Annotated in this window: 22 protein-coding genes; 20 read left to right on the plus strand and 2 right to left on the minus strand. The window is 44.2% G+C overall.

Translation table 11 applies throughout. From position 1 onward, the window contains the following. Positions 1-334 precede the first annotated feature (334 nt). The 9 genes from nuoE to K360_RS0102795 all read left to right on the plus strand — a co-directional run bounded on the left by nuoE (position 335) and on the right by K360_RS0102795 (position 8,910). On the plus strand, positions 335-805 hold the full coding sequence (gene nuoE, locus K360_RS0102755) for an NADH-quinone oxidoreductase subunit NuoE (protein ID WP_024821662.1): 471 nt from the start codon (positions 335-337) through the stop codon (positions 803-805). 17 nt (positions 806-822) lie between these two features. Continuing rightward, positions 823-1,191, plus strand: a complete 369-nt coding sequence (locus K360_RS0102760) for a (2Fe-2S) ferredoxin domain-containing protein (protein ID WP_024821663.1) — start codon at positions 823-825, stop codon at positions 1,189-1,191. 15 nt (positions 1,192-1,206) lie between these two features. Further along, complete coding sequence (locus K360_RS0102765; RefSeq protein WP_024821664.1) at positions 1,207-3,000, plus strand: NADH-quinone oxidoreductase subunit NuoF; 1,794 nt, start codon at positions 1,207-1,209, stop codon at positions 2,998-3,000. A 21-nt stretch (positions 3,001-3,021) separates the two neighbouring features. Then, a complete protein-coding gene (locus K360_RS0102770) occupies positions 3,022-5,043 on the plus strand; it encodes a molybdopterin-dependent oxidoreductase (RefSeq protein WP_024821665.1) in 2,022 nt (673 codons plus the stop codon). A gap of 3 nt (positions 5,044-5,046) precedes the next feature. Further along, complete coding sequence (locus tag K360_RS0102775) at positions 5,047-5,586, plus strand: NADH-quinone oxidoreductase subunit B family protein (RefSeq protein WP_024821666.1); 540 nt, start codon at positions 5,047-5,049, stop codon at positions 5,584-5,586. Positions 5,587-5,607: 21 nt separating this feature from the next. After that, complete coding sequence (locus tag K360_RS0102780; protein ID WP_024821667.1) at positions 5,608-7,041, plus strand: Ni/Fe hydrogenase subunit alpha; 1,434 nt, start codon at positions 5,608-5,610, stop codon at positions 7,039-7,041. A gap of 62 nt (positions 7,042-7,103) precedes the next feature. Continuing rightward, positions 7,104-7,574, plus strand: a complete 471-nt coding sequence (locus K360_RS0102785) for a hydrogenase maturation protease (RefSeq protein WP_024821668.1) — start codon at positions 7,104-7,106, stop codon at positions 7,572-7,574. Between the two features lie 3 nt (positions 7,575-7,577). Further along, complete coding sequence (locus K360_RS0102790) at positions 7,578-7,865, plus strand: hypothetical protein (protein WP_024821669.1); 288 nt, start codon at positions 7,578-7,580, stop codon at positions 7,863-7,865. Between the two features lie 133 nt (positions 7,866-7,998). Beyond that, a complete protein-coding gene (locus K360_RS0102795) occupies positions 7,999-8,910 on the plus strand; it encodes a DMT family transporter (RefSeq protein ID WP_024821670.1) in 912 nt (303 codons plus the stop codon). Here the strand turns inward: K360_RS0102795 and K360_RS0102800 are convergent. Beyond that, on the minus strand, positions 8,882-10,300 hold the full coding sequence (locus K360_RS0102800; protein WP_024821671.1) for a hypothetical protein: 1,419 nt from the start codon (positions 10,298-10,300) through the stop codon (positions 8,882-8,884). The genes K360_RS0102795 and K360_RS0102800 overlap by 29 nt on opposite strands. Before the next feature lie 4 nt (positions 10,301-10,304). Beyond that, a complete protein-coding gene (locus tag K360_RS0102805) occupies positions 10,305-11,444 on the minus strand; it encodes a DUF362 domain-containing protein (RefSeq protein ID WP_024821672.1) in 1,140 nt (379 codons plus the stop codon). Positions 11,445-11,736: 292 nt separating this feature from the next. Between K360_RS0102805 and K360_RS0102810 the strand changes: the two genes are divergently transcribed. The 11 genes from K360_RS0102810 to ftcD all read left to right on the plus strand — a co-directional run bounded on the left by K360_RS0102810 (position 11,737) and on the right by ftcD (position 24,695). Continuing rightward, the gene (locus K360_RS0102810) at positions 11,737-12,858 is read left to right on the plus strand and encodes a sodium ion-translocating decarboxylase subunit beta (RefSeq protein WP_024821673.1); all 1,122 of its coding nucleotides are present in this window, start codon (positions 11,737-11,739) and stop codon (positions 12,856-12,858) included. 275 nt (positions 12,859-13,133) lie between these two features. After that, a complete protein-coding gene (locus K360_RS10940; RefSeq protein WP_024821674.1) occupies positions 13,134-13,547 on the plus strand; it encodes an archease in 414 nt (137 codons plus the stop codon). A gap of 15 nt (positions 13,548-13,562) precedes the next feature. Further along, positions 13,563-14,957, plus strand: a complete 1,395-nt coding sequence (locus K360_RS0102820; RefSeq protein ID WP_034326205.1) for an RtcB family protein — start codon at positions 13,563-13,565, stop codon at positions 14,955-14,957. Between the two features lie 236 nt (positions 14,958-15,193). Beyond that, the gene (locus K360_RS0102825) at positions 15,194-16,861 is read left to right on the plus strand and encodes a formate--tetrahydrofolate ligase (RefSeq protein WP_034326468.1); all 1,668 of its coding nucleotides are present in this window, start codon (positions 15,194-15,196) and stop codon (positions 16,859-16,861) included. Positions 16,862-16,879: 18 nt separating this feature from the next. Continuing rightward, a complete protein-coding gene (gene folD, locus K360_RS0102830) occupies positions 16,880-17,731 on the plus strand; it encodes a bifunctional methylenetetrahydrofolate dehydrogenase/methenyltetrahydrofolate cyclohydrolase FolD (protein WP_024821677.1) in 852 nt (283 codons plus the stop codon). 121 nt (positions 17,732-17,852) lie between these two features. Next, complete coding sequence (locus K360_RS0102835; RefSeq protein WP_169728657.1) at positions 17,853-19,400, plus strand: helix-turn-helix domain-containing protein; 1,548 nt, start codon at positions 17,853-17,855, stop codon at positions 19,398-19,400. 105 nt (positions 19,401-19,505) lie between these two features. Then, on the plus strand, positions 19,506-20,669 hold the full coding sequence (locus K360_RS0102840) for a M20 family metallopeptidase (protein ID WP_024821679.1): 1,164 nt from the start codon (positions 19,506-19,508) through the stop codon (positions 20,667-20,669). Positions 20,670-20,687: 18 nt separating this feature from the next. Beyond that, positions 20,688-21,230, plus strand: a complete 543-nt coding sequence (locus tag K360_RS0102845) for a TRAP transporter small permease (RefSeq protein ID WP_024821680.1) — start codon at positions 20,688-20,690, stop codon at positions 21,228-21,230. A gap of 14 nt (positions 21,231-21,244) precedes the next feature. Next, positions 21,245-22,522, plus strand: coding sequence for a TRAP transporter large permease (locus K360_RS0102850; RefSeq protein ID WP_024821681.1), 1,278 nt, complete (start codon positions 21,245-21,247; stop codon positions 22,520-22,522). Between the two features lie 110 nt (positions 22,523-22,632). Further along, positions 22,633-23,664 (plus strand): TRAP transporter substrate-binding protein, encoded by a 1,032-nt coding sequence (locus K360_RS0102855; protein WP_024821682.1) that lies wholly within the window; start codon positions 22,633-22,635, stop codon positions 23,662-23,664. A 110-nt stretch (positions 23,665-23,774) separates the two neighbouring features. Next, a complete protein-coding gene (ftcD, locus tag K360_RS0102860; protein ID WP_024821683.1) occupies positions 23,775-24,695 on the plus strand; it encodes a glutamate formimidoyltransferase in 921 nt (306 codons plus the stop codon). The last annotated feature ends 3 nt before the right edge of the window (positions 24,696-24,698 follow it).

Here is a 24,698-nt window from a genome sequence, read left to right on the forward strand (position 1 = left end):
TTTATGAGGTATCTTTTTTATTCCAATCAGATATTTCGCAATTTTTGAATAATGGACGCAATATACACTCTTTCATCGGGTTGTACAGTTGTAGTTCATGTGATAGCATGAACATAGTTTTTGAATATTCCTTTTCTTCAAAAATTATTACCTCTACTGGAAAAGCACGAGGGGGCTCTTGGTTGATGGTGAAAAGAAGAAATAAACAAACCCCTCTGTAAAAAGAAAAAAGGGGTCGCTTTCCAAGGGGAGGCGGCCTTTTGTCTATTTAAAGTCTTGCAGAAAGAGGTCCTTTTCCCAGATTTTCTGGGAATTCACGACAAGGAGGGGAATCATGGCACAGGTGGAATTGGAAAGGATCCAGAAAACGCGGGATATGGTGGCTCCGTGGAAGAATCAGAAGGGTGGTCTCATCCCGATTCTTCAGGAAGCTCAGAAGGAGTTCGGGTACCTGCCTCCCGAAGTGATGGAAACAATTTCCAGGGAATTAAAAATCCCCAAGGCAGAAATATATGGGGTGGCGACTTTTTATGCACAGTTCCATTTGAAGCCCCGAGGACGACATGTTATTCGAGTTTGCCGTGGTACAGCCTGCCACGTTCGAGGAAGCCTCAAGATTTTGGAAAAAGTAAAAGAGCTTACTGGCGTGAGCGAAAATGAGACCACTGACGATCTCAGGTTTACCATTGAGCCGGTTGCCTGCCTTGGAGCATGTGGACTTGCCCCTGTCATGGTGGTAGACAACCAAACTTTTGGGCGTCTAGCCCCCGATATGGTGGCCGGAATGCTTGCTAAGTTTGAATAACGACGAGGAGGACGGCTATGGCAAAGATCAGCAATCTTGACGAACTTAAAAAGATACGGGAATCTTCAAAGGATCTGACTTCGGCACGAGCCGAAGGAAAAATTGTCATTATTGTTGGCATGGGAACTTGTGGGATAGCGGCTGGAGCTAGAGAAGTAATGACGGCTATTATGGATGAAGTGGAAAAGAGGAAACTTACGGAAGTACACGTTCAGACCACTGGTTGTATTGGGATGTGCCAAAATGAGCCCCTTGTTGATGTAATACGGGACGGGCAACGTATTACTTACGGTAACGTAACACCGAGCGATGTGCCTACTATTATTGCTGAACACGTTGTTAATGGCCATATAGTAGAAAAAATGGCTATTGGCAGAGCAGATTAAGGGGGGAAAAAGGGGATGCCAATCTATCGTTCCCATGTCCTTATCTGTGGAGGAACCGGATGTACCTCCAACGGATCTCACGAAGTGATGGACACATTTCGCGATGAGCTGCGGAAGCAGAAACTCGATAGAGAAGTTCTTATTGTCCCGACGGGCTGTCATGGAATGTGTGAGATGGGGCCAATTGTGGTGGTTTATCCTGAAGGGACCTTTTATTGTCAAGTTAAAGCGAGCGATGTTTCAGAGATTGTAGAAGAACATTTGTTGAAAGGTCGCATTGTCTCTCGTCTTCTTTATACCGTCTCTGAAGAAGCTCCTAGAGTCCCTCATTATAAAGAAATTCCTTTTTACGGCAAACAGCATCGTATCGCTCTGGAAAACTGTGGCTATATCAACCCAGATAATATAGAAGAGTACATTGTTCGCCACGGGTATGAAGCCCTCGGCAAAGCTCTGATAGAAATGACTCGCGAACAGGTTATCGATGAAATTAAAACCTCTGGGTTGCGAGGGCGTGGAGGCGGTGGCTTCCCTACAGGGTTGAAGTGGAGTTTTTGCGCCAAAGCTCCTGGAGATAAAAAATACGTAATTTGTAACGCAGATGAAGGAGACCCAGGTGCTTTCATGGACCGTTCTATATTGGAAGGGGATCCTCATTGTGTTCTTGAAGGCATGATGATAGGGGCTTACGCTATAGGTGCAAATGAAGGATATATTTATTGTCGAGCGGAGTATCCTTTAGCAATACTTCGTTTAAAAACCGCCATCGCCAAAGCAGAGGAGTATGGGTTGCTTGGCGATCACATTATGGGAACCGATTTTTCCTTCCGTGTTCATATTAAGGAGGGGGCCGGAGCTTTTGTGTGTGGAGAAGAAACAGCTCTGATGGCCTCTATCGAGGGACAGCGAGGCATGCCTCGTCCCCGCCCGCCTTTCCCCGCAAATAAAGGTCTATGGGGGAAACCTACTAACATCAATAACGTTGAGACGTGGGCCAATGTTGCTTATATTATTCGTCACGGTGGTGCTCATTATGCGGCCATGGGAACTGCTAAATCTAAGGGGACCAAGGTTTTTGCCCTTACAGGAAAGGTGAAACATACTGGTCTTGTAGAAGTTCCTATGGGTATAACCTTGAGAGAAATTATTTTCGATATAGGCGGCGGTATTCTGAACGATAAAAAGTTTAAAGCTGTCCAGATTGGAGGCCCCAGTGGAGGGTGCCTTACGGAAGAACATCTCGACATTCCCGTAAGCTATGAATCTCTTGCAGAAGTCGGAGCCATTATGGGATCTGGCGGCATGGTCGTTATGGACGAAGATAACTGTATGGTTGACGTTGCTAAGTTCTTCCTTGAATTTACACAGCGTGAATCATGCGGGAAGTGCACTCCTTGCCGAGAAGGAACAAAACAAATGTTGTTGCTTCTTAACAAAATTACTGAAGGTAAGGGCACGCTTGAAGATCTCGAAAAATTGGAGAACCTTGCCCTTATGGTTAAGGAAATGTCTCTGTGCGGATTAGGGCAGACTGCTCCTAACCCTATACTTACAACTCTTCGTTACTTTAAAGATGAGTATATTGCTCACGTACGAGATAAAAAGTGTCCGGCAGGTGTCTGCCCTGCACTTATTGAATTCTCTATCGACCAGGACCTTTGTAAGCGCTGTGGCCTTTGTGCTCGAAACTGCCCGGTACACTGTATCCCTGGGGATAGAGCGTTGGGGTACACTATCGACACAGAGAGATGTATCCGTTGCGGCACCTGTTATGATAAGTGCCCCTTCGGAGCCATTCATAAAGGCTAGAGTGGCAGGGAGGATGCGAATATGAGCGAAATTACTCTAAATATTGACGGGAAAACCTGTAAAGGCGTTCATGGAGATACAATTCTAGATATTGCTCGTAAGAATGATGTCTATATTCCAACCCTTTGCTTTTTAGAAGGAATTTCAGCAATAGGCTCTTGCAGAATGTGTGTAGTGGAAGTAGAGGGGAACAATAAGCTTTTAACCGCCTGCACGACCCCTGCTTCTGATGGTATGGTTGTTCACACTAAAACGGAGAAATTAACAGAATATAGAAGACAGATTCTTGAACTCCTTTTTGCAGGGAGAAACCATTTTTGCATGTTTTGTTCTCAGAGTGGAGATTGCGAACTGCAGCGTCTTGCAATCGAACATGGAATGGATAAGGTTCGTTATCCTTATCTGTATGCAGATTTTCATAATGATGCTACAGATGAAGATTTGCAGATGGACCATAATCGATGCATCCTTTGTTTGCGGTGCATTCGTGTGTGCGATGAGAAAGTCGGAGCTCATACTTTAGATCTTGAAAAACGAGGCTGGAATGCCAGCGTTGTTTCAGATCTCGGTAAAGTTCTTGGTGAAAGTGATACGTGTATTTCCTGTGGGGCCTGTGCTCAGGTATGCCCTACTGGTACCATTACCATTCGTGACTTCGTCTACCGTGGGCGTCGTAATGATTGCGACGACATTGTGGAAAGTATTTGCCCTCTCTGTCCGTTAGGTTGCAAAATAAAAGCATATGTGCGGACAGGAAGTGTAGCTCGAGTAGAGGGGGCGGCTGTTAATAGTCCTGATGGAGGACAATTGTGCCATAAAGGTCGCTGGTGGCTTCCCGAATCTACGGAACGGACGCGCCTTTCCGTTCCCATGGTGCGGTCAGGTTCATCTTTCCACGAAGCTTCTTGGGATGAGGCTTTGGAAGTTGTGGCAGACAAGTTAACTTCAGCCAGAGTTGAAGGGAAGGCCGGGGCGTTAGTTTCGGGGCTTTCCACAGATGAGGAATTAACAGTGATATCTGATTTCTTCCGTGGTGCTTTGAAGCTCGAGAAAATAGATTGTTTTAATGGGGATGTACTTCGAGGGTTTAATGAGGGATTCCGTCCCTTTATGAGCCAAGGAATTCGCCCTTTTACGGCCGCTCATAATATCCTTAATAGCGATGCTATTATAGTCATAGGTGGTAATCCCCAGGAAGAAGCTCCCGTGGTGGCGAGTTATATTCGTGTTGCAACTGTTAAAAATGGAGCCAAACTTATTAATTTCTCGGCGAAAGACAATCCATTTGAGTCCATTAGCGATGTGGATATTCGTATTTCTGCAGAAGTTTTGCATGGGGCTCTTGTCTCTCTCACCGAGGCTGTAGCAGGACGAGAGGATGCTGAGAACCGGATTTCCTCTGTAGCGGACTTAGCCGGAATAGAGCCAGAAGAGGTGGCGAAGGCTGTAAAGTATCTTTCTGAAGCCCAGCACCCAATTGTCATTCTGGGTTCGAGGTTGGCAAAATATCCTCAAATTGTCATCGAAGCTGTCAACATGGCTATTACAGCTCAGGGTATTTTTGAAGATGGATTAGGTCTTGTCCCCATGGTACTCAGTGGCAATAGCCTTGGTGCCTGGAATACGGTACTCGGGGAAAAGCCCTGGCTGGAAAGTGTTGACATGGATTTCCTTTATGTGAATTCCACAGGCATGGTTCCGGAAGATCCCAAATCCCTTGAAGCTGTGAATAAAGCCCGGTTTGTAGTTGTACAAACGCCGTACATGGTGAGTCCTCTTGTGAATATGGCAGACGTTCTTCTCCCAATGCCGGCATGGTACGAACGAAGTGGGCACTTCTGTACTTTGGAAGGGGAGCGACGTCGAGTTAATATGATTGTTCCTCCTAAGGAAGGGCTCCGTGGGCTTTCAAAGGTTTTTCAGGATCTCGCGTCAAAAATGGGCATTTCACTTGTCTCTTCTTCTGCTTCGCCCTGTGAAAACATTTTTAAGTCGAGATTTTCTCCTGATAAGGCCCAAGTGGTCTCCTCTGAGGAGGTGTAGAGAATGTCGAAACCAAAAGTCGCTACTGTATGGCTTGAAGCCTGTGCCGGATGCCATATGTCCTTTCTCGATATCGATGAGCGGATTATCGACCTCCTGGATAAGGTGGATCTTACAGCTACACCGATAACGGATATTAAGGAGTTTCCTGAGGTGGAAGTAGGAGTTATAGAAGGGGCCTTGGGTAACGAGGAAGAGCTTCACCTTGCTAAGGAGTTACGTAAGAAGTGTAAAATACTCATTGCTTGGGGCGATTGTGCTGTCTTCGGTGGCATTAACTGTATGAGAAATTTCATGAAACCTGAAGATGTCCTCAAGGAAGGGTACGTGAATACTGTCTCTACGGTGAACCCCACGGCTGTGATTCCAGGAGAAAATATCCCCCATCTTTTGCCCCATGCCATTCCGGTAGACTATGAAGTAAAGGTGGATGTTTATGTTCCTGGATGCCCTCCGGATGCGGATACTATCTATTACGTTTTCCAGGAGATCCTTCAGGGTCGAATTCCTAAGGTCCCTGTGGATATGATGAGGTATGACTAGGGAGCAGGGAGGGGACTTAAAATGAGTGCAGAGAAAGCAAAAACAATCGTTGTCAATCCTGTCTCCCGTATCGAGGGACATGGAAAAATTACGGTAATGTTGAATGGTAAGGGCGAGGTAGAGGGGGCTCGTTTTCACGTCACTCAGTTCAGAGGGTTTGAAGCCTTTACCAAGGGGCGAGATTTCAGGGAAATGCCGGTTATTACCCCTAGAATTTGCGGCATTTGTCCTGTCAGCCATCATCTTGCTTCGGCCAAGGCGTGTGACGCAGTCCTTGGAGTTACCATTACTCCTACGGCTCATAAATTGCGAGAGTTAATGCATATGGGACAGTTTGTTCAGTCTCATGCTCTCTCTTTTTTCCACTTATCAAGTCCGGACTTGCTTTTCGGGTTTGATGCTGATCCGGCAAAGAGAAATGTGGCAGGGCTAGTGCAGGAATTTCCAGACCTTGCCGTTATGGGTGTGACAATACGAAAGTTCGGACAGGAAGTAATTAGAACGCTCGGAGGTAAAAAAATTCATCCATGGCACAGCATTCCAGGTGGTGTGAACAGGAGCCTGAAGGTAGAGGAACGAGATGAACTATTGGGAAGGCTTCCTAAAATAAAAGAAGACCTTCGAAAAGCCTTGGACTTAATCAAAAACTATCTCGCAGAACATGGAAGAGAAGCCAAAGAGTTTGCAACTCTTGAAACATCTTATCTCGGTCTTGTTCGTGAAGGGGACTTAGAGCTTTACGATGGACGTATTCGTCTTCGAAGTCCACGAGGTAGAATTACCGATGAATTCGACAGCAAAGAATATGTTTCTTTTATCGGAGAGCATGTGGAACCGTGGAGCTATTTAAAATTCCCCTTCTATAGACCGTTGGGTTTCCCTCATGGTAGTTATCGAGTTGGGCCATTAGGGCGTCTCAACGCTTGTGATGGAATTTCTACTCCAGAAGCTTCAGCAGAGTTGATAGCCTTTAGAAAACTGACAAATGATGGTGTGGTGCACTATACTATGTACTATCACTATGCGCGACTTATTGAAGCTTTATATGCTGCGGAGCGTATGGAAGAACTGCTTCATGATCCAGATATCACCGGAAGCGAACTCAGAATTACATCAAGCGAACTTCAGCCGGAGGGCATAGGAGTCATAGAAGCTCCCCGCGGAACATTGATCCACCATTACCAGGTGGACGAAAAGGGTGCTATAACAAAAGTAAACCTTATTGTTGCTACCGGTCATAATAATTATGCCATGAATAAAGGCGTTGAAATGGTGGCTCGGCAGTATGTTCATGGCGGTACTGTCAAAGAGGGAGCCCTGAACCGGATGGAACATGTGATTCGGTGTTATGACCCTTGCCTCTCCTGCTCTACCCACGCTGTAGGACGAATGCCGCTGAAGATGACAATAGTGGATGAGAATGGGCGAGAGATTCGAACTGTAGAAAAGAATTAATTTGTTGTATTATGGCAAGGTCGGTGTTGTTTTCCCGGCCTTGCTTTTCTAAAGGAGCTTGTATGAAAGTCTTTATAGCTGGATTTGGAAATCCTTATCGTGAAGATGATAGTGTCGGTTTATATGTGGCTCCATTAGTGGCAAGTTGGTTGGAAGAGCAGGGAGTTTCTGTGAGTATATGGAGTGGTCAACAGCTTCTTCCAGAGCTAGTTTACGATTTGGAAGACATGGATGTTGTCGTTTTTGTTGACGCCGATGCAAGACAATTCCCAGAAGGATATGCGCTAGAAGAGTTAGATGCGAATCCTCTCCTTGAAGGGTTAAATATCCATTCTATGGGTCCAGCATGGCTCTTGTCTCTTATGGAGAGGCTGGGAATGGTGAAGCCGAAAACATTGCTTCTTTCTATCTCTGGTTTTTCTTTTAATTTCAGTGAAATAATAACCTCCCAATGTATGGATGGAGCGAAGAAGGCGGAGGAAGCCTTTCGGAAGTGGTGGAAAGAATTTATATCTTTACAAGAAGGAGAATAAACCATGTGCAAAGTTATTACGCCAGAAGCAACTGAAGGTCATGTCCATGTACACGGGGCTCTGGAAGAAGCGGAACTTTTAAGAGAAACTATTTCTGAAGAGCTGGATTCTATAACGAGTTTAGTGGCCAGATGGCACGCAGTAGAGAGTGTCGAAGGCAAAAATACCTTCTTTCAGGCTATTAAAGCCAAAAGGACAGTGCTTAAAAGGCTATGGGAAGCTCTAACGGAGATGGAAGGAAGTTTTCTCTTAGAGGGATGTGAGGAGGCTCATTGCCATCATCACCACTAGAATATAAAATTATGTCTCAAATCTGAAGTTTTATTCTACAACGGGAGGTAGAATTTTTTGCCTCCCGTATTTTTTATAAAGACGAAGAGGGGCGGGGATTATTACGGTTACTAGTAATAAAAGAGATGGAATTATGTTTGTCCTCGTTGCAAGTTTTTTATGGGGAACTTTGAGTCCGGTTGGAAAAATTCTAGCTGCTTTGAAAACTGATATGCTTCTTGTGGCACTTGTACGGGCTGGGTGCGTGTTCCTCGGCGGAGGACTTTTTTTGTTATGGAGAGATCCTTCCCTCTTCCGTATTTCGTTTAAACAGTTTATTTTAGTGGGTTTTTTTAGCATATTCGGAGTGGTAGGAATTTACGTGGGGTATTTTATGGCGCTTCAAGATCTTACAGTAGCTACAGCCGTGGTTGTTTTATACACATACCCTTTATTGACCCTTATAGGATCTGCTCTCATTATGAAAGAACCTCCATCCCCCACTCTTATTTTAGCGGCTTTTCTAGGGTTAATAGGGGTAGGAGTGACAGCTTGGGGTTCAGGCACATCCCTCCTTATCAGGGAGTCTGTCCGAGGTTTTTTGTGGATATTTATATCAGTACTGGGAATGGTTGCGTATTCTTTGTTTGGCCGTTGGGTTGCTAAGAATCAATTTATTGCTCAGGAGAGCCTCTTTGTCTATGCTCATTTCCTTGGCTTTTTCTGGATTGCTCTCTTTTATGGTGTTTTTCACAGCGTCTCTTTAACAGGGTGGGTACAAGCTCTGCGTTCCCTGTCCCCTGCTCAATGGGGGTGGATTTTATATGTAGGATTTGGGGTTAGTCTTTTTGGTTATTCATCGTATTTTTTAGCCTTGCGTACCATTGAGGCTTCTACGGCGAGTACTATCGCTACCATTGAAATTGTCATAGCCATTACGCTGACGTCTCTTTTTATGAAACAGCTCCCTACAGCAGGGGAGCTGTTAGGGAGCTTATTAATCACGATAGCTGTAGTTCTCGCTACAGGAAAAATCTCTAGCAAATTTTCCATTTTTCAACAGTAGGAAAAATCTGCTTAAAAACTTTATGTGTTTCTCGAGGAAGGACTCGATACCCCTTACACTCCTTGACTATCCACGTATAGTAATCTTTGTAAAAAGATTGACTGAGGGAAATTACAGACTTTTTCCTGTTTTCTTTAATCAGTTCATAACTGTTTTTTATAGCCCGATCTTCATCGCTATCCCACCGAAAGGTACCTAAGGCGTAAGCGACATTTTTTTCATGGCTATGAGCCGAAGCCAAAGGGATAAGAAAGGTATTATCGCTCCAGTCATATGTTCCATATCCCTGCCCAGGAACCATAATAACTGTAGGGAGCCCATACATTCGTATACGAGAGACCCGCAATAAGTCTAAATCCCGACTAACCATCCCCTCTATTTGAGAGGCTATCTGCTTCAAAGAAAGAGGCTGCATATGTCTCCCACGAGAGAGAAGGGGCGTTTTGTCCAGCCTGGCACTTTTAGCAGTAAGAGATATATACTCTTGTTTTACGGCTAAGATATTACGTATCTCTCTTTTGAGAAAAGGAGGGGTTTCTTTTTCATACTTTTCTTGAAATCGCTCTTTTTTCTGCCGCCATTTCTCTTTTTCCATTTCAAAATAGCACAAGGACATAGCAATATATTGAGTTTGTTGGTGTAGATGGAGTACCCGGCTCAACTCTTCCTCAGAAAGGGGGGAGTCAGACGCAGTATATGTATCTTTTAGAAGGCGAAGCATCATCTTTTCAGCTTCGTTATAAGCGTAATGACCTGATGCCATGACCTGCCTCTCATCATCGGAACTCTCTCGATATTTCCGAGTCCTGTAATGTACTTCAGTGTAAAGTCCTAAATTCTTTTCAAGGCTGGAAAGAAGAGATATTATATTGAGCTCTGGAGATGAGAGCCCCATATCAAAAATAACTTGCAAGAGAAGGTGAAGTCTTTTCTTAAGAGACTCGAGCTGGCGTTCCATCTGTCCTTGCCGTTCTTCTAGAGAAGGGCCTTTTAAAGGGCCGGCGTAGTCTTTTTGGAAGACGAGGGAATATAGTTCATTAAAATAATCTGTCATGTGGAAGTACTGAAATAAACCGACGGGGGCCTCTTCATCGCTGTAAGACGGAGATTCTTCAAGAAGATCTGGCAATATCCCGTAATCAATAAAAGCCCTTTCTACCTCATCAAAGAATAATTGTTCGGGTTCTTCTTCTATTTGGGCAGAGACGAGACTCCACACTAATTGCCAGTAAACATCACCAATTTTTTGCCATAGCTTTCGGGCTTCTATATGATCCGAAGTATCATCTGAAGCAGCCCTTTTCGTGTATTCTCGCCATAAATCAAGAAAAGCGTTGTATACTTGTAGCAATTCTTGGTTATTTTCCCATCGTGTAAAAGGACAACTCACTTCATCAACTCCTGCTCTTAAATAAATCAAGTATTTTGAGGATAATTCCTTTTTGAAATTCAATGGCATTATTGGGGCAGACTTCCTGACAGCAGAAGCATCGAATACATTTATTGTAGTCGAAAGAAAGATTGCCATATGAGTCCAAAGTTATAGCCTTAGCAGCGCAAATTGTTTCACATTTTCTGCATCGAATACATAGCTTTCTGTTTTGTATAGGTCTTGACACAAGAAAACGCTTAGAAATTCCATCGAGAAAGGAGGGAAGAAGATGAAGAGAGTCTAAGTTGGGAATAAAGACTTTCTCGAAGGAAAAGGCCTGGGGCATCTCTCTGTTAAAATGAGCATCCTCTATTTCTATGTTCATTCCCCGTCGCATTGCGGCTCGGTATAGAGGAAAGTGCCCAAGGTTTACGCCAAGAAGGGTGCAAATGGTAAAATCTAAAGCGAGAGTATCGCTAGAAGCTCCCAACAATCCAAAGAAGCGGGGAGTGCCATTCCCAGGTCCGTGCCCTTCCATACCCCATATGCCATCTAATATAGTAAGAGCAGGATGAAGCGCTTCGTAAATATCGAGATGAAGCTCGGCAAAAAGATCCCGATTTAACCCTACATTATAATGCCACGAAGCTTTTTGCTGCCCTACTACTGTTCCAAACAAATTTTTAACGCCTAAAGTAAGAAGCATTTGGGCATGTGTTTTTAATTTGGGTATGTTGATAATCATATGAGATTCCAATGCTAGGCGAGCTAATTCGATGCGGTGAAATTTAGCCTGAGGGCCGGGGTTCACTGGAATAGGGTCTGTAAGTTCTACCAATGGTATTTGGAGTTGACGGGCTATATCGTTCATTTTTGTTTTTTCTGCAACTGATGCAAATCGGTCAAGGCCAGGGCTATCACCTATTATTGGACGGCCGTACCGATCAAGAACTGCTTCAGCAACGGATTTAACCAGAGCAGGATCAGTTGTAATACGTTTATCTAGCGAAGAAGCAGAGAGTAAATTAGGTTTTAGAAGTATGGAATCTCCAGGCCGTATAGGTGTTTGTGCGTCTATAAAACATGAAAAGATATCTTCTACAGCTTTTCGTAGTGATTTTTCTTCGTAGTTTTCTTGCTTTAATAACATGATAACAGCCATTTTTATCGCCTCTTCTAACAACGAATGAAAATTTCTTTTATATTGACTTTCAATAAGCTTAAGCTAAAATAAATACAATATCAAGGAAGTTCCTGAAGGGGAGTAGCTTGAGAGGCAGTGTCAACATCATGGCGTTAAGCCTGGCACTGTCGTTGGTTTTAGAGCCAATAAGCGAGACCTTCGAGTGTGACGTAAGTCATGCTGGAGGTCTCGCTTTTTATTTAGACTGTCGTAGCTATTATTTTTATTAATATTAGTATAGAACAGAAATGATGGGAGAGTGAACTGTAAAATGGGAAATTTTGTGGAAGGGGTTATGGCCCTGTCTTTTCAGCAGATCACCATGATCGGGATTGGGTCTTTCCTTATCTATCTTGCTGTAGTAAAGGAATATGAGCCAACATTGTTGTTACCCATGGGTTTTGGAACGATTCTTGTCAATATTCCACTTACATCAGCTTTAACTCAAATGGTGGCTGGTAAAGTTCATGTAGGTGCACTCACCCTCCTTTTCGACGTGGGTATTGCTACAGAACTATTTCCTCTCCTTATCTTTATAGCTATAGGGGCAATGATTGATTTCTCTCCGCTTTTGCAATCTCCTCTTACAGCAGTTTTCGGTTTAGTAGCCCAAGCTGGAATTTTTCTCACACTAGGGTTAGCTCTCCTGATGGGCTTCGATCTAAACGAAGCTGCTGCTATAGGGATTATTGGCGCGGCTGACGGCCCCACTTCAATTTATGTGGCCTCTCGTTTCGCCCCTCATCTTTTAGGGCCTGTTTCTGTGGCAGCGTACTCGTATATGGCTCTAGTTCCCCTCATACAGCCTCCTATTATTCGTTTACTCACTACGACGCGGGAGCGAAAAATACCCATGACGTATTTAGAAAAGCCGGTTTCTAGAGGGGCAAAGATTCTTTTCCCCGTAATCGTTACTATTGTAGCTGGTATATTGGTGCCAGCCTCTGTATCTCTTATTGGTTTCCTTATGTTCGGCAACCTTTTGCGAGAGAGCGGCGTGGTAGATCGTTTGGCCCAAGGAGCTCAGAATGAACTTGCTAATATTGTAACTATCCTGTTGGGTCTAGCTATCTCAGCAACGCTTACCGCTGATCGTTTCCTTCAGCCATCGACTCTCTTGATTTTAGGTATGGGACTCGTTGCTTTTGTTCTTGATACAGCAGTAGGCGTGCTGTCGGCTCGATTATTGAACTGCTTTCTCAAAACTAAGCTTAATCCTATAATTGGAGCGGCGGGCATTTCTGCTTTTCCTATGGCAGCCAGAGTGGCACAAAAGATAGCAAATAAAGAGGACAAAACTTGTTTTATTCTTATGCCTGCGGTAGCTGCCAATGTTTCTGGACAAATTGGTTCTGTTTTAGCAGGTGGACTTTTAATTGCCATGTTAAGTTAATTCGAACGGGCAAGGTACGATGAAGTCGAGGGTAAATAATATTGCTAAGCGCCAAAAACTGCGCTGGGTTGGTTCAGTATGATGAAGTTGGGGATAAATAATATTTCTCTTGAAGGTATGTGGTAAGATAAAAATAGAATTATAAAGAGGATAAATTAAAGCAGGAACTGTCGGACGAGGCGAATAATATGCCCGACTGTTTCTTTTCGATTCTAACTTTTAGGGGCGACTCCTGCAAAGGGCGCTCCTTTTTTATTGTAGAGGGATGTGATCAAATGCCTTGGAAAGAAATAGAACACACAGCAGATGTAGGTTTTGAAGTGAAAGCCGCTTCTCTTGACGAACTTTTTTTAGAAGCAGCTCTTGCTTTGTATGCATTAGGTTATGGAGAGACGGAGGAACTGAGGGAAAACTATGAGAAAAGGAAGGAAATTTTACAAATAGAGGGTATAGATCTTGAAGAGTTAGTGGTTTCGTGGCTCAATGAGCTTATTTTCATAGTGGAAACACGTCATGTTCTCTTTGTGCCCACATCTGTTCATGTTATAGCAGAGCCCCTTCATATCACAGTAGAAGGAGTTTTGTCTGAGAGACACGGAGTACGTCTTCCTGTGAAATCTGCTACATATGGAGGGTTGGTTATCCGAAGATACCCCGATCCCTTTCTTCGGATTTTTTTGGATGTATAGCGAGAGGTGAAGAATATGAAAGGATCCTTGACGAGAATGGATGACGTCCGTCTCCTTCTCGGACGCGAGGCGCAAGATGGGATGAGGGTGCCAGGGCTTATTTACGCTGATAAATATATAGAATCCATGCTTGAAGAGGAAAATGCTCTTCTACAAGTTGCCAATGTTGCATGTCTTCCAGGTATTATCGGATATAGTTTCGCTATGCCTGATATCCATTGGGGATATGGTTTCCCAATTGGCGGGGTTGCTGCTTTCGACGTGGATGAAGGAATTATTTCTCCCGGTGGTGTCGGCTACGATATTTCCTGTGGAGTTCGTCTTCTCAGCTCTAGTCTCGTTGTGACAGATGTTACGAACGTAATGGATCAATTGTTGCCTGCTCTTTTCTCCGCAGTACCTTGTGGAGTGGGGTCTAGCAGCAGGCAGAAGCTGTCAGATAGAGATTTGGAAAAGGTCCTTACAGACGGTGCCCGTTGGGCTGTGAAGGCTGGATATGGGATTGAGAGCGATCTGGACCACACAGAGGAGAATGGCTGTTTAGAAGGAGCTCTTCCTTCAGTAGTATCGAATCGAGCCAAAGAACGAGGTCGAACTCAGTTGGGGACTTTAGGATCTGGGAACCATTTTTTAGAAATTCAAGTAGTAGACGAAGTTTTTGACGAGAGAGAGGCTTCAAAATTAGGTTTAAAAACAGGGTGTATTACGGTGATGATTCACTGCGGAAGTAGAGGATTGGGGCATCAGGTATGTGATGACTATCTTAAGGTTATGAGGCGTGCCATGGAGCGTTACCATATAATTGTCCCTGACCGCCAACTCTGTTGCGCTCCTATAAAGTCGGAGGAGGGGGAAAAATATTTGGGAGCTATGAAAGCGGCGGCTAATTTTGCTTTGGTAAATCGCCATATGATAGCAGATGCGGTGCGTCATGTTTTTACAGCATTTTTCCCCAAAGTACCTCTTCACACTGTTTATGATGTAAGTCATAACATAGCCCACATTGAAACTCATGAATGGGAAGGGCATCGAAAAGAACTTTGCGTTCATCGTAAGGGGGCTACAAGAGCTTTTCAAGGACAACCGGTTCTTATTCCGGGAAGTATGGGGACAGCAAGCTACGTCCTTGTGGGAACTCGACAAGCAGAGATAGAGACTTTTGCATCTACATGCCATGGTGCTGGAAGGGTCTTGAGTAGAAATGAAGCAGTGAAAAGAGCACGAGGGCAAGATCTTTTCAAAGTCTTATCAGAACGGGGAATATCCGTAATGGCTGAAAGTCCTCGAACCCTAGGGGAAGAGATGCCGGAAGCATATAAAGATGTGTCGAATGTTGTAGATGTTGTTCAAGAAGCTGGCATCAGTTTAAAGGTGGCAAAACTTCGCCCCCTAGCTGTGATAAAAGGATAGGTTCTAATTTCATAAGGTTTTTGCTTTAGACACAAACCCCCGAATTTTTATAAAAATTCGGGGGTTTCTATGTCTGTTAATGAAAAATGTAACAAAACAAGTTCAGATTTTAAATACATCTCAGACAACATAAAAAAATAAAAACATATTATAATAGAATCTTTGGGAAATATGGGCATTGATAAAAGAGTTCCAGAACAGACGTATTTTAAGAGTAGAGGAGGTTTTACAGAATGATGCTGAGTGATATAGAGATAGCACGAAGCGCAAAGCTGAAGCCCATAGTTGAAGTAGCATCGCAGCTGGGGATAGGAGAAGACGAGCTGGAGTTGTATGGGAAGTACAAGGCGAAGGTGACGTACAGTCTCTGGGATCGAATCAAGGATTGTCAGGATGGGAAGCTCATCTTGGTAACAGCCATCACTCCTACGCCAGCAGGAGAAGGGAAGACGACCACAACGGTGGGGTTGGGTCAGGGATTGGCGAAGCTTGGCAAGCGAGTGAGCATAGCTCTCCGGGAACCGTCGCTTGGTCCGAGTTTTGGAGTGAAGGGAGGAGCGGCAGGAGGAGGTTACTCTCAAGTAGTTCCCATGGAAGAGATCAACCTTCATTTCACGGGAGATCTTCATGCCATTACAGCGGCTCATAACCTTCTGGCAGCGCTTCTGGACAACCATATCCAGCAGGGCAACGTTCTGAACATAGATCCTCGTCGAATAGTGTTTCGTCGTGTAATGGATCTGAACGAACGAGCTCTTCGGAACGTGATCATCGGCCTAGGAGGGAAGGCGAACGGAGTTCCCCGTGAGTCTGGATTCGACATAACGGTGGCCTCAGAAGTGATGGCGATTTTATGTTTATCAGGGAGCATTCGAGAGCTGAAGGAGCGTCTTTCCCAGATAGTTGTAGGGTATACATACGAAGGGATGGCAGTGACGGCAGGGGATCTGAACGCCCAAGGCTCCATGGCAGTGCTGTTGAAGGATGCGTTGAAGCCGAATTTGGTTCAGACCCTAGAGCATGTTCCGGCCTTTGTTCACGGCGGTCCTTTCGCGAACATCGCTCATGGTTGTAACAGCCTTCAGGCGACGAAATATGGCTTGAAACTCTCAGACTACTTTATTACCGAGGCAGGTTTTGGAGCGGATCTTGGGGCAGAGAAGTTTTTCGACATTAAGTGTCGCATCGGAGGTTTGCGTCCGTCGGCGGTTGTGATAGTAGCGACGGTACGAGCGTTGAAGATGCACGGTGGCGTGGCGAAGAGCGAACTGACGAAAGAGAACGTCGAAGCTTTGGGGAAGGGTATACCGAACCTGGAGAAGCATATAGAAAACATGCAGAGTTTTGGCTTGCCGGTAGTGGTTGCGATCAACCGTTTTCCCACCGATACAGAGTTGGAACTTGCGTTGGTGGAAGAGCGTTGCAGTGCTCTTGGAGTCTCAGTCTCGCTGTCGGAGATTTGGGCGAAGGGTGGGGAGGGGGGCCTTGATCTTGCGAAACGAGTCATGGAGGCGACAGAGAAGCCGAATACGTTCCATTACCTGTATAAAGAGACAGAGAGCCCGAAGGTGAAGATCGAGAAGATAGCGAAGGAGATGTACGGAGCGAAGAGCGTAGCGTACACCGCTCAGGCTGAGAAAGACCTGGAGGAGATTCATCGATTGGGGAAGGACGAACTGCTGGTGTGCATGGCAAAGACCCAGGCGTCCATATCGGACAACCCATCTCTTATCGGTCGTCCGGAAGGTTTCGAGTTGACGGTCCGGGAGGTTCGTCTTTCTGCCGGAGCAGGCTTTATGATCCCCATAACGGGTTCAATTATGACCATGCCAGGCTTGCCGAAGGTGCCGGCAGCCATGAAGATAGACGTAGACGACGAGGGAAATATTACTGGTTTGTTCTAGAGGCGAGGAGGCTGCTAAATGAAAGCTCAGATATTGGATGGGAAAAAAGTAGCAGAGGAAGTACGGGCTGCCATAAAAAAGGAAGTAGATGAAATAAAATCAAAGGGAGGGCACATTCCCGGCTTAGCCGTGGTTCTTGTAGGCGAGAATCCAGCTTCGAAGGTTTATGTGGGTCAGAAAGAAAAAAAATGTAAAGAAGTGGGATTCAACTCTTTTCTTCATAAGCTTCCGGTAAGCACTACAGAAGGAGAGCTCTTGAAGCTCATCGAAACCCTTAACAATGATAAGGCTGTAGATGGTATTCTTGTTCAACTTCCCTTGCCTCAGCAGATCGATAGCGATAAGGTTCTCAAAACCATTGACCCGTCGAAGGATGTAGATGGTTTCCACCCCATGAATATGGGGTATCTTGTCACCGGACTTCCTGCAGTGCATCCCTGTACGCCGAAAGGCATTATGTATCTCCTTGATGCTTATGGAATCGAAATAGAAGGGAAACATGCTGTAGTGGTAGGGCGAAGCAATATTGTAGGCAAACCCATCGCTCATCTCCTTCTTGACCGAAACGCTACAGTGACTATCTGTCATAGCAGAACGAAAGATCTGGGAGCTATTACTCGTCAGGCAGATATTATTGTAGCAGCCGTAGGTCGTCCTCGTATGATTACAGGCTCTATGGTGAAAGAAGGAGCTGTAGTTGTGGACGTGGGCATTAATCGTCTTGAGGAAGGATTGGTAGGAGACGTAGATTTTAAAACTGTAGGAGATGTGGCTTCTTGGATTACGCCAGTTCCGGGTGGTGTTGGGCCTCTTACCATCGCGATGTTGCTTAAGAATACATTGGAAGCTGGCCGAAAAAGCGAGAGGTAGAGACATAACATCTTGCTTTTGAATAAATAAATACGTATTTATTAAAGGGGCTGGTAAAAACCAGCTCCTTTTCTACATGATACAATATATAAACTTTGTTTCAAGGAGTGGATTTTTTATTTTGCCTGCCATACGTACACTTCAAACATTGTCAAGTTTCTCTCTTCTTGCTGGAAATTCTGCCCTCGATAAGGAGGTTGGAAGAGTTGTACTTCTTGATGATGTTATAGTCGGGGGGTTTTTTTGCTCTTCTGATTCTCTTGTTGTTGGAGTGTGGCCCAGCGAGTCACGTTTTTCAGGTCTTTGTTTGTCTTCCGTTCTTGCTATTATTCAAAATGGCGTCGGGGGAATTGTTTTTCAAGGAGAGATTCCTTCAGAGCTTGAAGAAGCAGCAAATACTTTTTCTACGCCTTTATTTTCTATTCCCCAAAACCATACGTTATTAAACGTTCTTTTTGCTCTCGAGACAGAGTTTCGAAAAGCTGAAACGCTTCACTCTTCCTTTTCACCCTTTGCCGATATCCTTCTCAATGACGGCGATTTTGAAAGAATTCTTTGGGCTTTGCGAGAGCAGATACATTGTGGTGTTGCCTATAAAGATCTTATCCATAAACAGCTTTTCGTAGCATCTTTTTCGGAAGAATTTAAAGAACATGTAAAAATATATCCCTTAAAAGAGATAATTCGCCTTCACCAACATATGGAGGTCCGTGTTGGTGGCGTGCTGAGCGGCTATCTTGTTCTTAACCGTTCAAGCCGTTCCGACAGGAAAATTTCTTTTTTAGAAATGTCTGCTCTAGAGAATGCCGTTATAGCAGTAAAGCTTTCTATAGAGAAACAACTTTCTGCTCAAAGGGTGGAGCGAAACTATATTGATGAGTTTGTACGAGATCTTATTTATAACAAAATACAGAGGAAGGAAGAACTTGAAAGTCGGGCTCGCACTTTTTCTTGGAATCCTGTCAATGGTGTTGTTGTAGTGGTGGTAGAAGTAGAAGCTCTTGATGGAGCGGCTGGAGAACGTGAGTTTCAGGTCTTTTTTTCCACTATTAGGTCGAAGTTTCAGGCTTTTTTCCCAAAATCGATTTATACCATGTTGACAAAGTCTGTTGTTTTCCTTATCTCCCCTCCAGATCCAGATAACGAGGAAAAAACCCTACAAACAAATATAGTAAAAGTAGCGGAACACCTTAATGAAGAAGCAGCTAAAGAGTTACGTTGCGAAATTACTGTCGCCGTTGGCGGATACAAAACTGACCCTCTTAGTATCCACGATAGTTATCGCGAAGCAGTTCGAGCCCTTCGTGTGGCTAGGTTAGCTACGTTTTCCCAAGAAGTTGTTTTTTGGGAAAACCTGGGCGGGATGAAGCTCCTTTCCATGGTGTCTCAGAGTCAGGAGGCAGAGACCTTTTGTCAGAGCATACTAAGAGACCTTATCGAATATGATAAATCTACGAATGGAGAGCTTCTTCAAACGCTTAGGGTCCTTAACAAGAATAATTGGAACGTGAAACGCGCTTCGGAAGTTATGAAGTTTCACTATAACACCATAAAATATCGAAACAAAAAAATATGTGAACTTCTCAATTTTAATCCTGATAACAGTGATCAACGTTTTGATATTGCCCTTGCGTTAAAACTTTATGATCTCGGATCTTTTAACGAATAGATTTGTCAAGTTTTGACAATATAACCGGGGAAATCTTATCCACAGAAGCTAATGTCTGAATCTCCTCCCTCCAGTACTCTTATATTGGTGAAAGGGGGGAATAAAATGACGCAAAGGCAAGATGATGCTTATAGTAGGGCGATAGAAATACTTCAGCAGTTGATTCGCATCCGTACTTTCCAGCCTTCTGGAGATGAAAAGGACGCAGCTCTTTTTGTCTCTTCTTTGTTCCCTGACAATAAAGTTGAAAAGAAAATAATCAGCCATGGAAATAACCGAGCCTCGTTGGTGATTACCATCCCTGGAGCAGATCGGAATCGCGGTATTGCCATTACAGGACATTTAGACACGATTCCGGCCGGAGATGTGCGAGATTGGACCTATTCTCCTTTTGGCGCGGTCGTAGTGGATGGCTGTGTTTATGGTCGGGGAGCTGCGGATATGAAAGGCGGAGTCACGTCCATGATTTTAGCGGCCCTGACCCTTTTAAAGGAAAACATAACGCCGAAAGTAGACGTTGTGTTCTGTTTTACAGCAGATGAAGAGGTAGGGGGTATGGGGGCCAACGCCCTGTTAGGGGGCGGATTCCTCAATAAGGTAGAAGAAGTTCTGATCATTAAGCCTACAGATGAAAGAGTTGGCCTAGCAGAGAGGGGCGCTATTTGGCTTCGGATAAGAACGTGGGGGACCTCTTCCCATGCTGCTATGGCAGATGCCCAGACGAATGCTCTCTCTACATTTAACAAGATTACAAATCTCATATCAGAACTTTTTAGTGGCGAGAAAAAACACGACCTTCTCGGCCGTTCTACATGTGTAGTTACCTCACTACAAGCTGAAAGTGATTTGTTTAATGTTGTTCCTCATTATGTAGAAGGGACGCTAGATATCAGAACCCTCCCGAGTGTGGATCATTCCCTGTTATTGCAGAAAATTTATAAAGCGACGGAATCTATGGAAAAGGACAATAGTCCCATCCATGTTTCTGTAGAGGTGGTAAACAATAGACCTCCTGTAGGGATGGATGAAAGTGCTCCGTTAGTGCAATCTCTACAAAAAATTTATTCTGAATTGGAAATGCCATGGGAAAAGACTGGTATCAATTATTTTACAGATGCCTCGATCCTCATCCCTTCTTTAGGAGTACCTTTTGCTATTTTGGGGCCTGGCGATGACATGTTCTTTCACCAGCCAGACGAATATGTTCGAATGGACTCTGTCATACGTATGGCACACGTTTTGGCGCATTACGCGAAGAGTAGAAGATAGAAAAGTGGGGGATCATAGGTGAGTTTTTTTAATATGCTAGATAGTCTTTGTGAGCGTTTTGAGAAGTTTGTCGTATCGTGGAGCATTATCATAATGGCTCTTGTTGCCATTATCAACGTGATCGGAAGAAACCTTTTTCAACATAGCCTTACTTGGGCAGAAGAAGTAACACAGTTCACCATCGTATGGGTTACTTTTGTGGGAACCAGTTATGCTGCCAGAATAGGAGCCCACATTAGGATGTCAGCTTTATCGGATGTTCTTGGGCCGAGAGGGCGAAAAATTTTGATGATTATTATTTCAGCTGGCACAGCCGTCCTGATGTTCTATCTCAGTTGGTATGCCTACCTCTATGTGGCTAAACTTGCTGAAATTAAGAAGCAGACCTTGGGGCTTCATATCCCGCTTTACTTAATTATGTTATGGGTTCCCGTAGGTTTTGTAATGACCGGGATTCAATATGTGTTGGCCGTTATTAAAAATCTGAAATCTGAAGATGTTTATCTCTCTGCTTCAGTGCTCGAAGGCCACGCTGAGGACGAACAGTCCTTCGACTTTTAGGAGGGGTAAACACAATGTTACTTACTCTCGTAGGAACAATGGTTATATTGTTGTTGCTAGGTTTCCCGATGATGGTTCCCTTGGCGGCAGGAGCTTTTTTAACACTTGTGACGCAGTTCCCAGGGGTAAATCCGTCAATGCTAATTCAACAGCTTATCGGAGGAGTACAGCCTATTTCTCTTACAGCTGTTCCTATGTTTATCTTTGCTGCGGACATTATGACATCAGGGCAAATTGCTGATCGTCTCGTCAATGTTGTTGTAAAGTTTGTAGGCCACAAAAGGGGAGGTCTCCCTATCGCGACAGCAACTGCATGTACCCTGTTCGGAGCAGTGTCAGGGTCAACGCAGGCAACGGTTGTAGCTATCGGCGGCCCTCTACGCCCCATGTTACTTGATGCCGGATACTCTTCTACATTTTCCACTGCTTTGATTATTAATGCGGCAGAAATAGCCCTTCTTATACCACCGAGCATTTACATGATTGTTTACGGTGTCGTAGGAGGAGCGTCTGTTGGAGAACTTTTTATTGCAGGTGTGGGCCCTGGCCTTTTGATCCTCCTCTTTTTTTCGGTATACTGTTGGTTTATCTCGAAGAAAGAAAATGGAATGCCCCGTGCTACATGGCATGAACGTTGGGTAGCTTTCAAGGAAGCTATTTTAGGCTTTACCTTTCCCGTTATTATTTTCGGAGGAATTTACTCTGGCGTTTTCAGCCCGACAGAAGCCGCTGCAGTTTCAGTCCTTTATGCTTTCGTGCTGGAATTTTTTATCTATAAATCCATTAAGTTGTCGGATATTCCTCGACTAGCGCTAAGAACTGGTGTCGTGACGGCGATCGTTTTTATTCTTATCGCAGTTGGGCAGGCTTTTTCGTGGACTGTTTCCTTCGCGAGAATCCCGAATCTTATACTACCACCTCTTCTGGGAGAAACACCTTCTGTTGTCCGGATCCTTTCTGTCTTAAGTATTGCTTACTTTATAGGGTGTATGTTTGTTGATCCTATAGTTGTCATTATGATACTTACTCCTATTTTCAAGCCTGCCATTATGGCTTCAGGATTGGATAACGTACTTGTAGGAACCATCGTAACATTACAGGCTGCCATTGGTTCTTCTACGCCACCTTTCGGCTGCAATATTTTTACGGCAATTGCTATTTTTAAGCAAAAATACACAGATGTTGTTCGTGGAGTTCCACCCTTCATATTTATGTTGATACTCGTGTCTATTCTGCTCGTATTATTCCCTCAGATAGCTCTCTTCTTGAGGGATCTGGCGGTGGCTCAGTAAAAAGGAAGGAGGGCAGTTCTCGGTATCAAAAAGACGCAAGAGGACTTTATGTTGAGATTTAGATTGAGATGAAATGTCTTAAATTCAAATTCTAGAGGAGGTTTACATCTATGAAAAAGCTTCATGTTTTTGCTTTAGTACTGGCCCTTGTTCTTGCTTTTTCCGGAATAGCTGTAGCGGCAGAGTATAATTGGCGTTTAGCAGAGGAAGAGATAGTAGGAAGTGTCTGTGACGTTTATGCAAACGAATTTGCTCGACTTCTTGCAGATAAATCAAATGGCAGAATCAAACTCGATGTATATCCTCAAGGGACGCTCGGTACTCCTACAGAAATGTTTGAGCTGTGCTTGAATGGAGCGATAGAGTTTGCTCTTGTCGGTCCCGGACAGTGCGGTGCCATCGTTCCAGAAAATCAGATATTCTCTCTTCAGTTTCTTTTCTCCGATGACGATATGGTAAACGAGAAAGTCCTTGCTTCCAGTAAGGCTCTCAATGAGATGTTGGCTGGTGTGTACGAGAAAAAAAGCCTGAAGGTTTTGTCTTACTTTAGCGAGGGTGCCATGTATTGGACAGCAAACAAGCCCATATTGACTCCTGAGGATTTCAAGGGGCTTAAAATGCGAGTTATGCCTTCGGAGATGCTTGTAGAGACCTATAAGGCTTATGGAGCCAATCCCACACCCCTCTCCTTTACTGAACTTTACAGCTCTCTTCAGCTGAACATGGTTGAGGGGCAGGAAAATGCCCCCTACATTATTCAGGAAATGAAGTTTATGGAAGTTCAGAAGTATCTTATTGAATCTAAGCATAATATCTATGTTATGCATACCCTTGCCAATGCCGACTTTTTCAATGGATTGCCAGAAGATATTCAGAAGATTGTTCTTGAGTGTATAGAAGAGCTTCGGCCTTTTGTTTATAAGGTACAGCAGGAGCTGAATGATAAACGCCTCGATATGATGGTAAAGGCTTTCAAACCCGACCAGAAGCTTCTGAAGCTTGAGCACGATCAGAGAATGCGCTTCCGTGAAATTGCTAAAAATGCAGACGAGAAGTATTTTGAGCTTTCGGGCAATCCGGAATTTGCGAAAGAGCTTCTTAAAACCTTCAGATCTGAAATGGCAGAAGCAGAGAAGAACTAAGTTTTTCAATCTCGGTTAGTAAGGGAGCAGCTCTTTTTTGCGAAGAGCTGCTCTAAAAAAGTAAATTAAATAAAACTTTTGATTTCAGCACGTGATTGGAGGAACCACAATTGGCTAAGAAACAGTATGTTCATGCAGTTCCCAACTTTAGTAATGGAAAAGATAAGGAAGTTATTGAAGCCGTTGTTGATGAAATTCGTAAGGCTAAAGGAGTTAAGCTGATCGGCTATTTCCCCGATGCTGACTTTAATAGAACGGTTATAGAATGCCTTGGAGAGCCAGAGCCTTTGAAAAAAGCCTTATTGAATATGGCAGGCAAAGCTTACGAGCTCATCGATATGGAGAAACAGAAAGGGAAGCACCCTCGCATTGGAGCTCAGGATACGATCCCGGTTTTCCCTCTTCGCAATATCTCTCTTGAGGAGTGTACGGAGCTTGCAGAGGAGATAGGAAAAGAAATTTGGGAGCGCTATCAAGTCCCAGTCTATTTTAGTGGAGAAAATGCCAGGACTCCTGAACGCAAAGAATTAGCGTATATCCGAAAGGGCCAATATGAAGGGCTGAAGGAAGTTGCTCATACACCAGAGCGCCGTCCTGATCTTGGACCGGCTAAACTTCATCCAACTGCTGGTGCTACTATAGTAAGCGCTGCTACTCATAACCTCGTAGCTGTGAATATGATCCTCAATACGACAGACATGGAGATTGGAAAACGGATCGCTAAAATGATGCGTGGACCTAGTGGTGGATTTAGTACTATTCGTGCAGTTGCATTTAAACCGGATGGTTATGATAATGTAGCTGTCTCCATGAATATGTTTGATACGGTCAATACTCCAATCTATAGGGTGTTTCAGGTTGTGGAGAACGAAGCTAAACGTTATGGCCTTACCATAATAGGCACACAGATTTGTGGCACTTTACCTCAGGACGCGCTCTTGAACTGCGCTGAATACTTCCTTCGCATAGTAGATTTTGACCGGAATCAGATTCTGGAGAACAATATTCTGGCACTAGACGAAGAGGAGTAGATG

The sequence above is a fragment of the Aminobacterium mobile DSM 12262 genome, assembly GCF_000526395.1.
GTDB classification, from domain to species: domain Bacteria; phylum Synergistota; class Synergistia; order Synergistales; family Aminobacteriaceae; genus Aminobacterium; species Aminobacterium mobile.

Excerpts from the sequence above, each read along its gene's own strand:
- K360_RS0102785 (WP_024821668.1), top strand. The coding sequence starts at position 7,104 with ATGAAAGTCTTTATAGCTGGATTTGGAAATCCTTATCGTGAAGATGAT.
- K360_RS0102850 (WP_024821681.1), top strand. The coding sequence starts at position 21,245 with ATGTTACTTACTCTCGTAGGAACAATGGTTATATTGTTGTTGCTAGGT.
- K360_RS0102790 (WP_024821669.1), top strand. The coding sequence starts at position 7,578 with ATGTGCAAAGTTATTACGCCAGAAGCAACTGAAGGTCATGTCCATGTA.
- K360_RS0102840 (WP_024821679.1), top strand. The coding sequence starts at position 19,506 with ATGACGCAAAGGCAAGATGATGCTTATAGTAGGGCGATAGAAATACTT.
- K360_RS0102825 (WP_034326468.1), top strand. The coding sequence starts at position 15,194 with ATGCTGAGTGATATAGAGATAGCACGAAGCGCAAAGCTGAAGCCCATA.
- folD (WP_024821677.1), top strand. The coding sequence starts at position 16,880 with ATGAAAGCTCAGATATTGGATGGGAAAAAAGTAGCAGAGGAAGTACGG.
- K360_RS0102770 (WP_024821665.1), top strand. The coding sequence starts at position 3,022 with ATGAGCGAAATTACTCTAAATATTGACGGGAAAACCTGTAAAGGCGTT.
- K360_RS0102805 (WP_024821672.1), bottom strand. The coding sequence starts at position 11,444 with ATGGCTGTTATCATGTTATTAAAGCAAGAAAACTACGAAGAAAAATCA.
- K360_RS0102855 (WP_024821682.1), top strand. The coding sequence starts at position 22,633 with ATGAAAAAGCTTCATGTTTTTGCTTTAGTACTGGCCCTTGTTCTTGCT.
- nuoE (WP_024821662.1), top strand. The coding sequence starts at position 335 with ATGGCACAGGTGGAATTGGAAAGGATCCAGAAAACGCGGGATATGGTG.
- K360_RS0102820 (WP_034326205.1), top strand. The coding sequence starts at position 13,563 with ATGAAAGGATCCTTGACGAGAATGGATGACGTCCGTCTCCTTCTCGGA.
- K360_RS0102780 (WP_024821667.1), top strand. The coding sequence starts at position 5,608 with ATGAGTGCAGAGAAAGCAAAAACAATCGTTGTCAATCCTGTCTCCCGT.
- K360_RS0102775 (WP_024821666.1), top strand. The coding sequence starts at position 5,047 with ATGTCGAAACCAAAAGTCGCTACTGTATGGCTTGAAGCCTGTGCCGGA.
- K360_RS0102760 (WP_024821663.1), top strand. The coding sequence starts at position 823 with ATGGCAAAGATCAGCAATCTTGACGAACTTAAAAAGATACGGGAATCT.
- K360_RS0102795 (WP_024821670.1), top strand. The coding sequence starts at position 7,999 with ATGTTTGTCCTCGTTGCAAGTTTTTTATGGGGAACTTTGAGTCCGGTT.
- K360_RS0102810 (WP_024821673.1), top strand. The coding sequence starts at position 11,737 with ATGGGAAATTTTGTGGAAGGGGTTATGGCCCTGTCTTTTCAGCAGATC.
- K360_RS0102765 (WP_024821664.1), top strand. The coding sequence starts at position 1,207 with ATGCCAATCTATCGTTCCCATGTCCTTATCTGTGGAGGAACCGGATGT.
- K360_RS10940 (WP_024821674.1), top strand. The coding sequence starts at position 13,134 with ATGCCTTGGAAAGAAATAGAACACACAGCAGATGTAGGTTTTGAAGTG.